At 55.5% G+C, this 15952-nt stretch carries 16 protein-coding genes and 1 tRNA gene; 14 read left to right on the top strand and 3 right to left on the bottom strand.

Annotated features, from left to right (window positions below; translation table 11 throughout):
* Positions 1-40 precede the first annotated feature (40 nt).
* The 11 genes from xerD (at position 41) to EV102420_RS01415 (ending at position 8733) form a co-directional block, all read left to right on the top strand.
* On the top strand, positions 41-937 hold the full coding sequence (gene xerD / locus EV102420_RS01455; RefSeq protein WP_042388027.1) for a site-specific tyrosine recombinase XerD: 897 nt from the start codon (positions 41-43) through the stop codon (positions 935-937).
* A gap of 22 nt (positions 938-959) precedes the next feature.
* Complete coding sequence (gene dsbC, locus EV102420_RS01450) at positions 960-1670, top strand: bifunctional protein-disulfide isomerase/oxidoreductase DsbC (RefSeq protein WP_042388024.1); 711 nt, start codon at positions 960-962, stop codon at positions 1668-1670.
* A 5-nt stretch (positions 1671-1675) separates the two neighbouring features.
* A complete protein-coding gene (gene recJ / locus EV102420_RS01445; protein WP_042388022.1) occupies positions 1676-3409 on the top strand; it encodes a single-stranded-DNA-specific exonuclease RecJ in 1734 nt (577 codons plus the stop codon).
* 88 nt (positions 3410-3497) lie between these two features.
* Positions 3498-4596, top strand: a protein-coding gene (gene prfB / locus EV102420_RS01440) for a peptide chain release factor 2 (protein WP_106403885.1) whose coding sequence is annotated in 2 segments (ribosomal slippage) — positions 3498-3572 and positions 3574-4596 — 1098 coding nt in all. Because the reading frame shifts where the segments join, the coding sequence is not laid out codon by codon here.
* A gap of 9 nt (positions 4597-4605) precedes the next feature.
* Positions 4606-6123, top strand: coding sequence for a lysine--tRNA ligase (gene lysS / locus EV102420_RS01435; protein WP_042388019.1), 1518 nt, complete (start codon positions 4606-4608; stop codon positions 6121-6123).
* A 189-nt stretch (positions 6124-6312) separates the two neighbouring features.
* Complete coding sequence (actS, locus tag EV102420_RS01430) at positions 6313-7014, top strand: amidase activator ActS (protein WP_042388017.1); 702 nt, start codon at positions 6313-6315, stop codon at positions 7012-7014.
* An 80-nt stretch (positions 7015-7094) separates the two neighbouring features.
* Positions 7095-7168 (top strand) — tRNA-Gly (locus tag EV102420_RS01425).
* 162 nt (positions 7169-7330) lie between these two features.
* On the top strand, positions 7331-7438 hold the full coding sequence (locus EV102420_RS23000) for an STM2901 family protein (RefSeq protein ID WP_502685194.1): 108 nt from the start codon (positions 7331-7333) through the stop codon (positions 7436-7438).
* On the top strand, positions 7435-7755 hold the full coding sequence (locus EV102420_RS20990) for a DUF1493 family protein (protein ID WP_077776476.1): 321 nt from the start codon (positions 7435-7437) through the stop codon (positions 7753-7755). Before EV102420_RS23000 ends, EV102420_RS20990 begins: the two co-directional genes overlap by 4 nt.
* A 115-nt stretch (positions 7756-7870) precedes the next feature.
* Positions 7871-8308: a hypothetical protein gene (locus EV102420_RS01420; protein ID WP_042388016.1), complete on the top strand. Its 438-nt coding sequence runs from the start codon at positions 7871-7873 to the stop codon at positions 8306-8308.
* 44 nt (positions 8309-8352) lie between these two features.
* Positions 8353-8733 (top strand): putative T6SS immunity periplasmic lipoprotein, encoded by a 381-nt coding sequence (locus EV102420_RS01415; protein WP_042388014.1) that lies wholly within the window; start codon positions 8353-8355, stop codon positions 8731-8733.
* Positions 8734-8804: 71 nt separating this feature from the next.
* Here EV102420_RS01415 and EV102420_RS01410 read toward each other — a convergent pair whose 3' ends face one another.
* Positions 8805-10841, bottom strand: a complete 2037-nt coding sequence (locus EV102420_RS01410; protein WP_042388011.1) for a glycoside hydrolase family 31 protein — start codon at positions 10839-10841, stop codon at positions 8805-8807.
* Positions 10842-10848: 7 nt separating this feature from the next.
* Positions 10849-12192 carry a glycoside-pentoside-hexuronide (GPH):cation symporter gene (locus EV102420_RS01405; protein WP_042388009.1) on the bottom strand — a complete coding sequence of 448 codons (1344 nt, stop codon included), beginning with the start codon at positions 12190-12192 and terminating at the stop codon, positions 10849-10851.
* Positions 12193-12512: 320 nt separating this feature from the next.
* Here EV102420_RS01405 and EV102420_RS01400 point away from each other — a divergent pair, with 320 nt between their 5' ends.
* Positions 12513-13052 carry a hypothetical protein gene (locus tag EV102420_RS01400; RefSeq protein ID WP_052512309.1) on the top strand — a complete coding sequence of 180 codons (540 nt, stop codon included), beginning with the start codon at positions 12513-12515 and terminating at the stop codon, positions 13050-13052.
* Between the two features lie 15 nt (positions 13053-13067).
* Here the strand turns inward: EV102420_RS01400 and EV102420_RS01395 are convergent, their stop codons facing one another.
* Positions 13068-14423, bottom strand: a complete 1356-nt coding sequence (locus EV102420_RS01395) for an aminotransferase-like domain-containing protein (RefSeq protein WP_042388007.1) — start codon at positions 14421-14423, stop codon at positions 13068-13070.
* Positions 14424-14515: 92 nt separating this feature from the next.
* Here EV102420_RS01395 and EV102420_RS01390 point away from each other — a divergent pair, with 92 nt between their 5' ends.
* Positions 14516-15394 carry a DMT family transporter gene (locus EV102420_RS01390; RefSeq protein WP_042388005.1) on the top strand — a complete coding sequence of 293 codons (879 nt, stop codon included), beginning with the start codon at positions 14516-14518 and terminating at the stop codon, positions 15392-15394.
* A gap of 29 nt (positions 15395-15423) precedes the next feature.
* A complete protein-coding gene (locus EV102420_RS01385) occupies positions 15424-15945 on the top strand; it encodes a GNAT family N-acetyltransferase (RefSeq protein ID WP_042388003.1) in 522 nt (173 codons plus the stop codon).
* Positions 15946-15952: the final 7 nt, after the last annotated feature.

The raw sequence follows: 15952 nt of genomic DNA, 5'->3' as shown, positions 1-15952 counted from the left end.
ATCAGGCATAATGGAGAGCCGCAGACCCCAAGAGGCTCAAATGGATCAGGATCTCGCACGCATAGAACAGTTTCTTGATGCGCTCTGGCTGGAGCGTAATCTGGCGGAGAATACGCTAAGCGCCTACCGCCGCGATCTCAGCATGGTGGCGGAGTGGCTGCACCATCGCGGCCTGTCGTTACAGAGCGCGCAAAGCGACGACCTGCAGGCGCTGCTGGCGGAGCGCATTGAAGGCGGATATAAAGCCACCAGCTCTGCGCGCCTGCTGAGCGCCATACGGCGTCTCTTTCAGCATCTGTACCGGGAGAAGCTGCGCCCGGACGATCCCAGCGCGCTGCTGGCGTCGCCTAAGCTGCCGCAGCGGCTGCCAAAAGATCTCAGCGAGGCCCAAGTTGAACGCCTGCTGCAGGCTCCGCTGGTGGATCAGCCGCTGGAGCTGCGCGATAAGGCCATGCTGGAAGTGCTCTATGCCACCGGCCTACGCGTCTCGGAGCTGGTGGGGCTGACCATGAGCGATATCAGCCTGCGCCAGGGCGTCGTGCGGGTTATCGGTAAAGGTAACAAAGAGCGTCTGGTGCCGCTGGGGGAAGAGGCGGTCTACTGGCTGGAGAACTATCTTGAGCATGGGCGGCCATGGTTGCTGAACGGCACCTCAATCGATACGCTCTTCCCTAGCCAGCGCGCCCAGCAGATGACCCGGCAGACCTTTTGGCACCGGATTAAGCACTATGCTCTGCTGGCAGGCATCGACAGTGAAAAGCTTTCGCCGCACGTATTGCGCCACGCGTTTGCCACGCATCTGTTAAACCACGGCGCTGACCTGCGCGTGGTGCAGATGCTGCTTGGACACAGCGATCTCTCTACGACCCAGATCTACACCCATGTGGCCACAGAGCGCTTGCGACAACTTCATCAACAGCATCACCCCCGGGCATGATGCTGAACAGTTAAGGACGGTTATGAAAAAGAGTTTAATGATGTTTACCCTGCTGGCGGCAACGCTCTCCGGGATGGCCCACGCTGATGACGCGGCAATCAAACAGTCGCTGGCGAAGCTGGGCGTACAGAGCACCGAAATCCAGCCCGCGCCGGTGAGCGGCATGAAAACCGTTATGACCAACAGCGGCGTGCTGTACGTCACCGACGACGGTAAGCATATTATCCAGGGGCCGATGTATGACGTCAGCGGTGCGCAGCCGGTTAACGTCACTAACCAGATGCTGATGACCCATCTCAACGCGCTGGAAAAAGAGATGATTGTCTACAAGGCCGCACAGGAGAAACACGTCATTACCGTGTTTACCGATATCACCTGCGGCTACTGCCATAAGCTGCATGAAGAGATGGCAGACTACAACGCGCTGGGCATCACCGTGCGCTACCTGGCCTTCCCGCGTCAGGGTATCCAGAGCGATGCGGCAAAAGATATGAAGTCGGTTTGGTGCGCGAAAGATCGTAATAAAGCCTTCGACAACGCGATGAACGGCAAAGGCGTACAGCCAGCCAGCTGCGATATCGACATTGCTAACCACTATGCGCTGGGCGTGCAGTTCGGCGTCAGCGGCACCCCGGCTATTGTTCTGAGCAACGGCTACGTTGTGCCGGGCTACCAGGGTCCGCAGGAGCTGAAGGCGTTCCTCGACCAGCAGAAATCTATGAGCGGTAAATAATTTTCGTGAAACATCAGAGACAACTTCGCCGCCGAACGGTGGATGAGGCGGCGGATCTCCCAGCGAACCTGCCCCCGCTGCTGCGGCGCTTATATGCCAGCCGCGGCGTAAGTTCAGCCGGGGAGCTGGAGCGCAGCGTCAGAGGGATGCTCCCATGGCAGCAGCTCAGCGGCATCGATAAAGCCGTGGCGCTGCTCTATCGCGCCCTGCAAGAGGAGCTGCGCATTGTCGTCGTCGGCGATTTTGACGCCGACGGTGCCACCAGCACCGCCCTTAGCGTGTTGGCCCTGCGTGCGCTGGGCTGCGGGAACGTCACCTGCCTGGTGCCGAACCGTTTTGACGACGGCTACGGGCTAAGCCCGGAGGTGGTCGATCAGGCACATGCCCGCGGTGCGCAGATGATCCTGACCGTGGATAACGGTATCTCCTCCCATGCCGGCGTCGATCGCGCCCATGAGCTGGGGATCCCGGTGCTGGTGACCGATCACCACCTGCCAGGCGAGACGCTGCCGGACGCCGAGGCGATTGTTAACCCGAACCTGCGCGACTGCACCTTCCCGTCGAAGTCGCTGGCAGGGGTAGGGGTCGCGTTCTACTTGATGTTGGCCCTGCGCGCCCATCTGCGCGACCAGGGCTGGTTTGCCGCACGTGGCCTGGCCGAGCCTAACCTGGCGGAGCTGCTGGACCTCGTTGCCCTTGGCACGGTGGCCGACGTGGTGCCGCTGGATGCCAACAACCGTATTTTGACCTGGCAGGGGCTGAGCCGCATTCGTGCGGGCAAGTGCCGTCCGGGCATTAAAGCGCTGCTGGAGATCGCCAACCGCGATGCACAGAAGCTGGCGGCCAGCGATCTCGGCTTTGCCCTCGGTCCCCGGCTTAACGCCGCAGGACGGCTCGACGATATGTCGGTAGGCGTGGCGCTGCTGCTCTGCGACAACGTCGGTGAAGCTCGGGTGTTAGCCAGCGAGCTGGATGCGCTCAACCAGACGCGTAAAGAGATTGAGCAGGGGATGCAGGCCGAGGCGCTGGCGCTATGCGAGAAGCTGGAGCGCAGCAGCGAGACGCTGCCCGGTGGGCTGGCGATGTATCATCCTGAATGGCACCAGGGCGTAGTGGGTATTCTCGCCTCGCGCATTAAAGAGCGTTTCCACCGCCCGGTCATAGCCTTTGCTCCGGCGGGGGACGGCCTGCTGAAAGGCTCCGGCCGTTCGATTCAGGGCCTGCATATGCGTGACGCCCTTGAGCGTCTCGACACGCTCTATCCGGGCATGATGCTGAAGTTCGGCGGTCACGCCATGGCGGCGGGGCTGTCGCTGGAGGCATCGCGCTTTGAGGAGTTCCAGCAGCGCTTTGGCGATCTGGTCACCGAGTGGCTGGATCCTGCCCTGTTACAGGGTGAGGTGGTCTCAGACGGCCCGCTTTCCCCTGCTGAAATGACGCTGGAGGTCGCAGAGATGCTACGCGACGCCGGGCCGTGGGGACAGATGTTCCCGGAGCCGCTGTTCGATGGGCGTTTTCGCCTGTTGCAGCAGCGTATCGTCGGCGAGCGCCACCTGAAGGTTATGGTTGAGCCGGTCGGTGGCGGCCCGCTGCTGGACGGCATCGCCTTTAACGTTGATACCACTATCTGGCCGGACAACGGCGTGCGTGAAGTGAGCCTTGCCTATAAACTTGATGTGAACGAGTTTCGAGGTAATCGCAGCGTGCAGCTGATCATCGACGATATCTGGCCGATTTAGCATCACTTTCACTGTAAAAAAGGGCGCGAATCCGCTAAGATCCCGCCCTTATAACCGCATTTTGACAAGCGCAGAAAAGAATACAGCCATGTTTGAAATCAATCCTGTAAAAAACCGCATTCAGGACCTCACAGAGCGCTCAGACGTTCTTAGGGGGTATCTTTGACTATGATGCCAAGAAAGAGCGTCTTGAAGAAGTAAACGCCGAGCTGGAACAGCCGGACGTCTGGAACGAACCTGAACGCGCGCAGGCGCTGGGTAAAGAGCGCTCCTCGCTGGAAGCCATCGTCGACACGCTGGATCAGATGCGCCAGGGCCTGGAAGATGTCTCTGGCCTGCTGGAGCTGGCCGTGGAAGCCGACGACGAAGAGACCTTTAACGAGGCCGTTGCCGAGCTTGACGTGCTGGAAGAGAAACTGGCGCAGCTTGAGTTCCGCCGCATGTTCTCCGGTGAATATGACAGCGCCGACTGCTACCTGGATATCCAGGCTGGCTCCGGCGGGACGGAAGCGCAGGACTGGGCCAGCATGCTGACACGTATGTATCTGCGCTGGGCCGAAGCGCGCGGCTTCAAAACCGAGATTATCGAAGAGTCCGAAGGTGAAGTTGCTGGCCTGAAATCGGTGACCATTAAAATCATCGGCGATTACGCCTACGGCTGGCTGCGTACCGAAACCGGCGTGCATCGCCTGGTGCGTAAGAGCCCGTTCGACTCCGGCGGCCGTCGTCACACCTCCTTTAGTTCGGCGTTTGTCTATCCGGAAGTGGAAGACGATATCGATATCGAAATCAACCCGGCGGATCTGCGTATCGACGTCTACCGTGCCTCCGGCGCGGGCGGTCAGCACGTTAACCGTACGGAATCGGCGGTGCGTATTACCCACATTCCGACCAACACCGTGACTCAGTGCCAGAACGACCGCTCCCAGCATAAGAACAAAGACCAGGCCATGAAGCAGATGAAAGCGAAGCTTTATGAGCTGGAGATGCAGAAGAAAAATGCTGAGAAGCAGGCGATGGAAGATAACAAATCCGATATCGGCTGGGGCAGCCAGATCCGTTCTTACGTACTGGACGACTCCCGTATCAAAGATCTGCGCACCGGGGTTGAAACCCGCAATACGCAGGCGGTGCTGGACGGCAGTCTTGACCAGTTTATTGAAGCAAGTTTGAAAGCAGGGCTATGAGGAACCAACATGTCTGAACAACAAGCACAGGGCGCTGACGCGGCGGTCGATCTTAATAACGAATTAAAAACCCGCCGTGAGAAGCTGGCGCAGCTGCGTGAGCAGGGCGTTGCGTTTCCGAACGACTTCCGTCGTGACAGCACCTCCGATGCGCTGCACGCCGAGTTTGATGCAAAAGAGAACGAAGAGCTGGAAGCGCTGAACGTCGAAGTGAGCGTGGCCGGGCGTATGATGACCCGCCGTATCATGGGCAAGGCATCCTTCATCACCCTGCAGGACGTCGGTGGCCGCATTCAGCTCTACGTCTCCCGTGACGATCTGCCGGAAGGTATCTACAACGAGCAGTTCAAGAAGTGGGACCTGGGCGATATCCTCGGCGCGAAAGGTAAGCTCTTCAAGACCAAGACCGGCGAGCTCTCCATTCACTGCACCGAGCTGCGCCTGCTGACCAAAGCCCTGCGCCCGCTGCCGGACAAGTTCCACGGCCTGCAGGATCAGGAAGCGCGCTACCGTCAGCGCTACCTGGATCTCATCTCCAACGATGAGTCCCGCAAGACCTTTAAGATCCGCTCCCAGATCATGGCCGGTATCCGCCAGTTCATGGTTAACCGCGACTTTATGGAAGTGGAAACCCCGATGATGCAGGTGATCCCGGGCGGTGCCTCCGCGCGTCCGTTTATCACTCATCATAACGCGCTGGATCTGGACATGTACCTGCGTATCGCGCCGGAACTGTACCTGAAGCGCCTGGTGGTCGGTGGTTTTGATCGCGTGTTCGAGATCAACCGTAACTTCCGTAACGAAGGCATCTCCGTTCGTCATAATCCTGAGTTCACCATGATGGAACTCTACATGGCGTACGCGGACTATAAAGATCTGATCGAGCTGACCGAGTCTCTGTTCCGCACCCTGGCGCAGGACATTCTGGGCACCACCGAGGTGCCTTACGGTGAGGAGACCTTCGACTTCGGCAAGCCGTTCGAGAAGCTGACCATGCGCGAGGCGATCAAGAAGTACCGTCCGGAAACCAACATGGCGGATCTGGATAACTTCGACGCGGCGAAAGCCATCGCTGAAAGTCTTGGCCTCAAGGTTGAGAAGAGCTGGGGTCTGGGTCGTATCGTGACCGAGATCTTCGAAGAGACCGCTGAAGCGCACCTGATCCAGCCGACCTTCATCACCGAGTACCCGGCAGAAGTGTCTCCGCTGGCGCGTCGTAATGATGAAAACCCGGAGATCACCGACCGCTTTGAGTTCTTTATCGGTGGACGTGAGATCGGCAACGGCTTCAGCGAGCTGAACGACGCGGAAGACCAGGCCCAGCGTTTCCAGGACCAGGTTGACGCGAAAGCCGCCGGTGACGACGAAGCGATGTTCTTCGACGAGGACTACGTGACCGCGCTGGAGCACGGCCTGCCGCCGACCGCAGGCCTGGGCATTGGTATCGACCGTATGGTGATGCTGTTCACCAACAGCCACACCATCCGCGACGTGATCCTCTTCCCGGCGATGCGTCCGGTTAAGTAAGACGTAACGCGTTAATAAGGCCCCGACGGTAATGAACTGCGGGGCTTTTTTTATGGCGTAGCGCCACCGGGCATCCATTCCCCTGAAATGTAAATCACCGTGAAGACATTTAGCCTCCGGCGGATGGCTGCTATCATAAACAACCCCATAACAATTACCTGAGGATCCGTTTTGAGCGCAGGACGCCCGATGAGAAAACCGTTTCGCCTTATTATCTGTCTGATGCTGGGCATGCTGCTGGCTGCCTGTTCATCAAACAAGCTGTCGGATGAAGATGTTTACGTCGTTAAACGTGGCGATACGCTGTCGCGTATTTCACGCCTGACCGGCACCAGCGTCAGGGATCTGGCGCGCCTTAACGGTATCTCTCCGCCCTATACCATCGAGATCGGCCAGCGTCTGCGGACTAACGGTTCCGGCAAAAAGGCCTCCGGTAAGAGCAGCGGTGGTTCCTCCTCACGCGTCGTCACCGTGCCGCCAGCCTCCTGGCCACCGGTAGGGCAGCGCTGCTGGCGCTGGCCGACAAGCGGCACCGTGGTGCTGCCGTACTCCTCCGCCGATGGCGGTAACAAGGGTATCGACATTGCCGGTTCGCGCGGGCAGGCGATCTATGCCGCCGGGTCAGGGAAGGTGGTCTACGTAGGTAACCAGCTGCGCGGCTACGGCAACCTCATTATGATCAAGCACAGTGAGGACTACATCACCGCCTATGCTCATAACGATACGCTGCTGGTGAATAATGGTCAGAGCGTAAAAATAGGGCAGAAGATTGCCACGATGGGCAGCTCTGATACCGACTCGGTGAAGCTGCACTTCCAGCTGCGTTACCGCGCCACCGCCATCGACCCGATCCGTTACCTGCCGCCGCAGGGCACCCCGCCGAAGTGCTAACTGATTAATTAACCATCGGTTAGCGTGTTTCTGCCTTGCCAGACGGTGCGTAAGGTTTATAATGCCTTACGCACCTCAAAGCGGGCGTAGTTCAATGGTAGAACGAGAGCTTCCCAAGCTCTATACGAGGGTTCGATTCCCTTCGCCCGCTCCAAAACACTTCTTAAAGTTCAATAAATTACTGAATCCTAAGGGACATGGCTTAAAGCCTCCTTGCAGAGTTACTTACTGTAACCCACTGTGTAACCAATCATTTTCGCTCAGAAGGTTGAAAATTTTCTGGGTAAATAATCTGGGAACCTTTGTTGGCCGGACAGTGCCCGTTCTCGGATGGGTTATTTTGGCGGTTGATGTTTCGATGATTGGCTATCACACCGTAAATCGATTCAATACTATTGTGCGCCCGGAGGATAAAATCTGGTGAGCAATTCAAAAAGCGATGATCAATACAGGGCTTTCATTCTGGATAATCTGCCAAGGGTTACAACTTTTTTCAAAACCGTTGATATTTCAGATGATGAGGCTCTTCAGGAAACGTTTGAGCGAGAAGATATCTCAGATTTAATAGACGCACTGTCAACGAAATTGAGTGTAAATTGTGATAGCTTTCATATGGATAATCATTTTCCATGGAAGCCAAAAACTTTTTTTACAAAAAAAAATAATAATGCTGGTAAAGTGCCATTGACCTTGAGAATGTTTATTGATTCGGCAAAAGCAGGACGATGGCTTTACAGTTAAAGTGCGGGCCACCATGCCTTGGTGGCCCCAGAAGGGCACGACAAGACTTCGCCTGACGATTACATACCTTTCTGATAACTTTACTTACAGTATGGGATTGAGCCAAGGATAGATTATGCTCGCAAGCTCGGTTACTAAAAAGCTGCACGGTATGCTGACCGTGGTGTTGTTACTGCTCGTAGGCGGTTACGCGGCCTATTACTATGTTTTTAAATCCCCACCTCACGATACCTTTGTGAGTAAACAAAAGCTGTCGGACAGCGTCTGGTTATACGTCACGAAATACGATGAGGGAAACGCAACTGTTTCAAATATTTATCGTTTTTACCTCGATAAAGACCTGGGAAACGGCGACGTAACCAATGCTTTGAAGGAGCGAGCGCCTTTTCTTGAAACGAATACTGATGCAGTGACAGCGACTGCCTACGGAAACACGGTAAATGTGAAAATGACCGGCAAGATCTATAACTTCACTAACTCAGATCTCTTTTACGAAAATGATGTAGCAGTGATGCCTGTTATTAACCTAACCGCTAATGGCGTAAGAGACTAACACTCGAGATTTTATGGGATGAAAGCTCAGACAAAGGAGTGTCAATGTACAAAAATTATTCAGTTATAGTCGTGGCCTTTTTACTTTCAGGCTGCCCAGGGCCTGGCGATAGAATTCCGCCTAAAGAGCCCGCTAATGTAACATTAAAAGATAACCAGATTTGTATTACTGCACCTGTCTATGCTGGGGAGTTCGTTTCTTCAGTCCAGTTCTCTGACGGAGAAAACAATAATCTTCTCAAGACATTAGAACATGACCCTGTGTATATCACTAACGGACAGTGTCTGCCAACATTTGGTTATGACTTCCAAAAGGGCCATACATATACCGTGTTTTATACAATTGAAAAAAACGCTACTGATAGCGGGCGTTACCTCTCCGCGGTTTTTTCTACAAAAAATGGTCTTCAGCAGATGAACCCATAAGCTGGCTCCACAGGCAAATCATTATCGAAATACCGGCATGCCACGAGGGCATAACCGGCTCATTTAGGGATTTACTTTACCAGGAGCGAAATCAGCGGGCTGCCTTCCCGAATAAAGAGCGGGATCGTTTCCAGTTCAGCAGGAACTGAAATACGCTGCCCGCCCTGATAGCACTCTCCCTGTAAATTGATCCACTGGTGGTCGCCCGGTAGCCAAACATCGCGCTGACGTTGACCGGCGTGCATAACCGGAGCGACCAGTAGATCACGGCCAAACAGATATTGATCTTCCACCTGCCAGCTTTGCGCCTCGTCGGGATAGTGCCAGAAGAGCGGACGCATGAGCGGATCGCCGTGGTGATGCGCATTGGCGTAAAGTTCATCAATATAGGGGCGTAGCGCTTCGCGGACGCCCAGCCAGCGCTGCATGATGGCGAAGTTTTCCTCACCGTAGCTCCACAGCTCGTTGGGCGAACCGCTATCGCATTGCGGAATACCGTGGCGATAGCTTTCCGGCGGCTGGATCCGCGGCTCGCGATAGCCGTGCATACGCAGGACCGGACAGAACACCGCCCACTGGAACCAGCGGATCAGCAGCTCGTGAAAGGCGGGATCGTGGATGTTGCCGCCCTGGAAACCGCCGATATCGGTGGTCCACCATGGAATGCCCGCCAGGCCCATGTTAAGCCCGGCAGCCAGCTGATTGCGGAACGAATGGAAAGAGGAGTGAACGTCCCCGGACCACGCGAGTACGCCGTAGCGTTGGCTGCCTGCCCAGCTACAGCGCACCAGGTTGACGATCTCCTTTTCGCCCTCTGCGCGCAGGCCATCGTAGAAACCCTGAGCAAAATCGCGCGGATAGCGGTTGCCCACTTCCAGTACCGGTCCAGCATGGTAGCGATAGTTATCGAAGTCATAGGCACGGTACTCCGGCTCGGCTTCATCCAGCCAGAACAGCTTGATCCCGTAGTCAAAATAGTTTTTCTTCACCGTATCCCAGACAAACTGCCGCGCCTGCGGGTGGGTAGCGTCAAAGAAGGTCGTGTTGCCCATAAAATCGAGGTTGATCTGCACGCCGCGATCGCTGGTCACCAGCCAGCCTTTGGCTTTCATCTGCGGAAATAGCGGGCTACGCGCTTCCACGGTCGGCCAGACCGAAACCATTAGCCTGATGCCCATTGATTCCAGCTCTTCTACCATCGCCCGCGGATCCGGCCAGTCGGTAGGATCGAAACACCAGGTTCCCTGATTCGGCCAGTGGAAGAAATCGATAACCATCACTGACAGCGGCAGGTTGCGTCGGTGATATTCGCGAGCGACGTCCAACACCTCCTGCTGGGTGCGGTAGCGCAATTTACACTGCCACAGACCGCTGATAAATTCCGGCGCGGCGGGCGGCGTACCGGTGGCTTTAGCATACTGGCGGGTCATCTCCATCACGGTATCACCAGCGGTTATCCAATAGTCCATCTCCTGGGTGACGCGGGCGGTCCATTGGCTGTGGTTTTTCGCAAAGCTAGCCTCGCCAATGGCCGGATTATTCCACAGCAGGCCATAGCCGAGGCTGGATTGGACAAACGGTACGCTGGCCTGCGAGTTACGCTGCGCCAGCTCCAGAGAGCAGCCTTTCAGATCCAGCCAGGGCTGCTGATACTGCCCCATGCCATACAACCGTTCTCCATTGCGGGCTTCAAAACGTACTGTCAGCTGATATTTACCGCCGGGCAGCGGTTTAAATTCTCGTCCATCCAGCTTCAGGGCGCTGACGTATTTGTCCTGGCTTTTTTCACTGGCACCGATGCCAACCGTAGAACGCTGTCGCCACATCTCCTCCAGCAGTAGATCGCCGTGCTGATTGTAAAATGCCAGCTGGCCCTTAAGGTTCAATACCGCGCTGATGTTGCCGTTGCGCAGAGTCAGGGTTTCAGCATCTCGCAAAATGTCGGCCTGGCATGATTCTGGCGTCAGCAGAGCGTGAGGCTCGGAAGTAAACGCCGGCGCGCAGGTGGCGCGTACCCGCAGACTATTCTTGCCCCAGGGCTCCAGACGTAAAATCTGTCGTTCGAAGCGCCATTCGATGGCGTTAGCGTGCTCAATTAATTCGCTCATGGAGAGGTCATCCTTTCACAAAAGATTGCATTTTAGCCAAATTGATTTCCTGCATGGTCTGGTCATCAAGCTTGTACCAGCGCAGCGTGGCGAAAGCCGCCAGAGAGAGCAGTCCGGGAACGATGGTGAAGAGGGCGACGATACTGTGCATGGCCAGCGACGTCTGTTCCGGCGCGTTGGCGACGTAGCCGCTGAAGGCCAGGGTCCAGCCGACGATGGCACCGCTGAGCGCCATTCCCAGTTTGAGGACGGCGAGGAAGGTGGAGAAAATGATGCCATCCATACGTTTGCCCTGACGCCATTCGCCGTAGTCGGCAACGTCGGCCATCATTACCCACATCAGCGTGGTGGTCGCCTGATAGAGCGTCGAGACGATAAACGTTAGCGGAACCAGGACGAAAACGGATTTCGGTGCAAAGAACAGGGCGATGCTGAGCACACCGGCCAGTACCGCACAGTAGCCGAACATCTGAACTTTATTGAAATTGCGGGTCAGACGCTTGGCCAGCAGGCTACCGGCGGCTTTACCAAGGATGTGCGCAGCGAGCATCCACATGAAATAGCTGGCGCTGCCGAGGTAATAGGTGACGAAGTACATCATCGCCCCGAGGCGGATGACGCCAAAGCCAATGTTGGTTATCACGAGCACTGCGACGACCCGCCATTGATCGTTACGCAGCAGATCCCGTAGTTCGGCAAGGTAGTTGTTGTGAGTGGCGGGCGCTTTAATACGTTCGCGGGTATTGGCAAAGCAGATCCAGAACATAACTACCGCCGCACTGGCCATAATCGCCATTGCCCAGCGATAGCCTGCCAGCTTATCCGCTCCGCCCAGGTACTCCGCCAGCGGCATCATGAAGAATGTCGACATGGCGCCGCCAAGCGTAGCAAGGAAGAAGCGCCAGGACTGTAGGGAGATGCGCTCGTCGTTATCAGGGGTAATCACCGCGCCCATCGAGCAGTAGGGGATATTGATGGCGGTATACATCAGCATCATAAAGGTGTAGCTAACGCTGGCGAAAATCATTTTACCTGTCATATCCAGCGATTGCGGTACGGCATAGGTCAGGAGGCAGCTCAGGCCAAAAGGTAGGGCCAGCCACAGCATCCATGGGCGAAATTTTCCCCAGCGGGAACGGGTACGGTCGGCCATATAGCCCATCGCAGGGTCGATAATGGCATCGGCGGTGCGGGCAAACAGAAACATGGTTCCGACGAATGCGGCCGGTAGACCCACTACATCGGTATAGTAAAACGTGAGAAAGATAATCACGTTATCCAAACCAACATGGCTAGCCATATCCCCAAGGCCATAACTGATCTTTTCTTTACGGGTAACTTTAGTTGTCATTGATGTCACCAGGTGTCGTTAAGGTACGGGTTCTGTAATCAGGAACAATAGTGTGGTTGAAGCGGGAAGGTTAACAATTGCGGGATTTAACATCTGGGTTACGTAAAGTGCTTTCCGTGATACCGGTAACAAGATTGCTGGCATCGAATGCAACGCTATCTGGACAGGTTCAGCAGCATTACAGTAGGTCAAGATCGGCCTGGAGGTACTTGATAAGTTGAAGGTAGGGTTCATTCAGGAGAGAATGTCACAACGTTTAAAAAGTTTCTCTTATCTTAGCGAAGGGAGATATCGATCCGGCGCTATTGAGGCAATTGCTAGTGGCAGTAAAAGATAAATTTAACCCGATTATAAAAATTGCATTATTCATTTTAATTATGTTTCTTGTGGCTAAATGGGTGCCCTACGATGGGGTAGTGAGTGCTATTACGGAACGGTTTGATTTTGAAGGCGCACAGCGATTTACCGCTGCTATCGAGGGGGAGCCAAATCCCGAGGCATGGGAGGCGGTGTCCGATTACTTCAGCCTTTTAATTAATACGCTAATTAGCATCCCGTTACTGAGTGCACTAATAACGGCATACCATATTGCCGTTAAACGCAGCACGGTTGGTCATCATGCGAAAAAGTGGATGACGTCTACAGTCCGGCGATTTCTGAAGGTATTCTTGTATACCTGGCTGTTCTGGATCGTTTTTCGGGTTATGCCTTATGAGTCGTTGGTTAACGGTTTGCAAAGCACGGCCGTTTACATCGCAATCTTTATTATCAACATCGCTATTACTACTGCTGCGTATGTCTTGATTGTGAGGCTCATTAAAAAAGAGAAGTTAAATTACGCTAACCTCACGTATAAATGACCTAAGGTAAGACAGTCAAACACCATCGCTTCCCCGCAACCCATACTGTTCAAACTCAATGACTTCCCGTACCTTTACCAGCGCGCTGCGCAGGTTATCCATAGACACCGAGCCTAGTGCAATGCGAATGGCCTGCGGCACGCTTGCTGAAACCGAGAATGGCTCGGCGGTGGATACCGAAATATTATTATCCATTAACGCTTTTACCACCCGGTCGGCTCTGGCCTCTTCCGCCAGCGGCAGCCAAATAAAATAGGAATCGGGATGCGTAATACAGGGGAGATGACCCAGACACTCTCTTGCTACGGACTGGCGCAGCCTGGCATCGCGGCGCTTAAGCGTCTCAAACCGCGAAACGGTACCGTCCTCAATCCAGTTGCAAACCAGCGTTGTCATCAGCGAAGGCGTATTCCACGCCGTGGCCCTTATTGCCCGCTCAAGCGCAGGTCGATAGTGAGCAGGGCAGATGGCAACGCCTACGCGCAGCCCGGTGGCAACGTTTTTGGAAAAGCCGGTGATATAGACCGTTCTTTCTGGAGCAAAGACAGCAAGGGGCGGAGGTGGGTGTCGGATCAAATACGCGTAGGCAGCATCTTCAATAATAAGCAGATCATGCTGCCGGGCAATGTCGGCAATCGCTTTTCGTTGCTGGCGATCCAGTACCCAGCCAAGAGGATTATGCAGCGTCGGCATGGCGTAAATAGCCCGCACCTGCCGCCGGGTACAGAGCTGGCGCAGCGCCTGCAGATCCGGTCCCTCGGCAGTGCAGGGAATGGCAACCAGTTCAAGATGACAGAGTGCCGCTAAGGCTTTAAAACCGGAATAGGTTAGCGCATCTACGGCGACGACATCACCGGGTTTGAGCAGGGCCATCGCGGTGATGGTCAGCCCGTGCTGGGCACCGTTAACGATAAGCACATTCTCTGCGTCAGGGCGAAAACCGCGTTGGGTCAGGTGACGGGCGATAATTTCTCGCTCCGCCAGCCGTCCCGCATGGGGTTGATAGCGAAGGTGGGATTCGATATCCCCGCCCGCCGCCATCTGTCTGAGCGCGTCGCGCAGTCGCTCCCCTTGACCCGGCAGGGAGGGATAGTTGAAGTTCAGATCCAGCACGTTTGTGGCAACGGCGAGTTGATCCACGCCGTGTCCGGGCGGCAGAGAGATATCCCTGACAAAGGTGCCTCGTCCGGTTTCACCGCTGACCAGCCCCATTGCTTCCAGCTCGCGATATACCCGGGTCGCCGTCACCAGCGAGATATGCTCGGTTAACGCAAGCTGTCGGTGCGTGGGTAATTGGCTACCTGCTGTAATTTTGCCGGAGCGTATAGCCTCAGCAAAATTATCTACGATCGATTTATAGCGCGCCTTCATGACATGTATCTATGACAATTTTTTGATTGTACTGGATTAAGCAAACTACCATCCCGCTATTCATGACTCAAGCTGATAGAGAGTGGTAAAAAATGGTTAATGCAGTTGCGCATAAAGCGGGATCGGGCTGGCTCAGCGGTTTGCTTGGGGTGATTATCTTCAGCGGCTCGTTGCCCGCTACCCGCGTTGCCGTACTTGATATGGATCCCTTTTTTCTGACGTTCCTGCGCGCGTCGATTGCCGGTATTCTGGCAACCGCGCTGATCGTTACCTTTCGTGAAAAGCGTCCGCTTCGGTCGCAGCTTATGCCGTTGGTTATCGTTGCGCTGGGCGTGGTGGTTGGCTTTCCGCTGCTGACGGCGCTGGCATTGCAGCACGTTACCTCCGCGCACTCCATTGTCTTTCTGGGCCTGCTGCCGCTGACTACGGCGATTTTTGGCGTGCTGCGCGGCGGCGAGCGTCCACGGCCTGCTTTTTGGATCTTCTCCGTGCTGGGCAGCCTGCTGGTGATCGGCTTTGCCCTGTCGCAACATGCCTCTGCGTCGTTGACGGGAGATCTCCTGATGTTCGCGGCCATTATTGTCTGCGGACTGGGCTATGCCGAAGGGGCAAAGCTGACGCGGGAGCTGGGGGGCTGGCAGGTCATTAGCTGGGCGCTGATCGTTGCGCTGCCCTTCATGCTGATCGCCTCGTTTACCACGCGGCCAGAATCGTTTAGCGCCGTCTCTACGCCAACCTGGGTTGCGCTAGGCTACGTATCGCTGTTTAGCATGCTTATTGGGTTTATCTTCTGGTACAAAGGATTGGCAATGGGCGGCATCGCCACTGTAGGACAGCTACAACTGCTGCAGCCGTTCTTTGGGCTTGGCTTATCCGCCGTGCTGCTGCACGAAACTGTCGATCCGCCGATGCTCGCCAGCACGCTGGGTGTTATTCTGTGCGTGGCCGGATCGCGAAAGTTTTCCGGGTAATCAGGGTGTTAACGTATTGGAGTTTCTCAATGATAACGATAAATAGCGCCAGACTTACCTGCACGCAGATTACAGAGCGCGACTGGGACTTTTTCCACGCGCTACAGACAGATCCGCAGGTAATGTATTACGTGGCGGATATGCCGTCAGACGAAGAGATCCGTGCCGCTTTTGCGTCACGGTTGCCGCTCTGGTCACCCCAAAGCCCGCACTGGCTGTGCCTCGTGGTTTCTGACAAAGCCAGCGGAAAAAAGCTGGGCGTGACGGGCTATATCCATCGCGATAGCGACTGCGCCGAAGTCGGTTTTTTATTTGCGCCCGATGCCCAGGGGCAAGGCTACGGAACAGAATCTCTGCAAGCCGTCTGCGATTACGCCTTCCGCGAGGGCGGAATCAACCGTCTTATTGCCACCGTGACCGCAGGCAATCTCGCTTCCCGCAGCCTGCTGGAAAAGGTGGGCTTCACCCTGGAGAAGGAGCTGCACGAAAGCTACCGGCTACGGGAGCAACTGCATAATGACTGGCTGTTTGGGCTGACGCGTAACGCCTGAGGGGGCC

This window comes from Pseudescherichia vulneris NBRC 102420, from assembly GCF_000759795.1.
Taxonomy (GTDB): Bacteria; Pseudomonadota; Gammaproteobacteria; order Enterobacterales; family Enterobacteriaceae; genus Pseudescherichia; species Pseudescherichia vulneris.
Note: the sequence above shows the minus strand (reverse complement) of the source record. Positions and strands in the feature narration are given on the sequence as shown.

What these genes read in the sequence shown, in the direction of transcription:
- xerD (WP_042388027.1), top strand. Translation starts at nt 41, where the DNA reads ATGGATCAGGATCTCGCACGCATAGAACAGTTTCTTGATGCGCTCTGG.
- dsbC (WP_042388024.1), top strand. Translation starts at nt 960, where the DNA reads ATGAAAAAGAGTTTAATGATGTTTACCCTGCTGGCGGCAACGCTCTCC.
- EV102420_RS01390 (WP_042388005.1), top strand. Translation starts at nt 14,516, where the DNA reads ATGGTTAATGCAGTTGCGCATAAAGCGGGATCGGGCTGGCTCAGCGGT.
- lysS (WP_042388019.1), top strand. Translation starts at nt 4,606, where the DNA reads ATGTCTGAACAACAAGCACAGGGCGCTGACGCGGCGGTCGATCTTAAT.
- EV102420_RS01415 (WP_042388014.1), top strand. Translation starts at nt 8,353, where the DNA reads ATGTACAAAAATTATTCAGTTATAGTCGTGGCCTTTTTACTTTCAGGC.
- EV102420_RS01420 (WP_042388016.1), top strand. Translation starts at nt 7,871, where the DNA reads ATGCTCGCAAGCTCGGTTACTAAAAAGCTGCACGGTATGCTGACCGTG.
- EV102420_RS01405 (WP_042388009.1), bottom strand. Translation starts at nt 12,192, where the DNA reads ATGACAACTAAAGTTACCCGTAAAGAAAAGATCAGTTATGGCCTTGGG.
- EV102420_RS01395 (WP_042388007.1), bottom strand. Translation starts at nt 14,423, where the DNA reads ATGAAGGCGCGCTATAAATCGATCGTAGATAATTTTGCTGAGGCTATA.
- EV102420_RS01410 (WP_042388011.1), bottom strand. Translation starts at nt 10,841, where the DNA reads ATGAGCGAATTAATTGAGCACGCTAACGCCATCGAATGGCGCTTCGAA.
- actS (WP_042388017.1), top strand. Translation starts at nt 6,313, where the DNA reads ATGAGAAAACCGTTTCGCCTTATTATCTGTCTGATGCTGGGCATGCTG.
- EV102420_RS01385 (WP_042388003.1), top strand. Translation starts at nt 15,424, where the DNA reads ATGATAACGATAAATAGCGCCAGACTTACCTGCACGCAGATTACAGAG.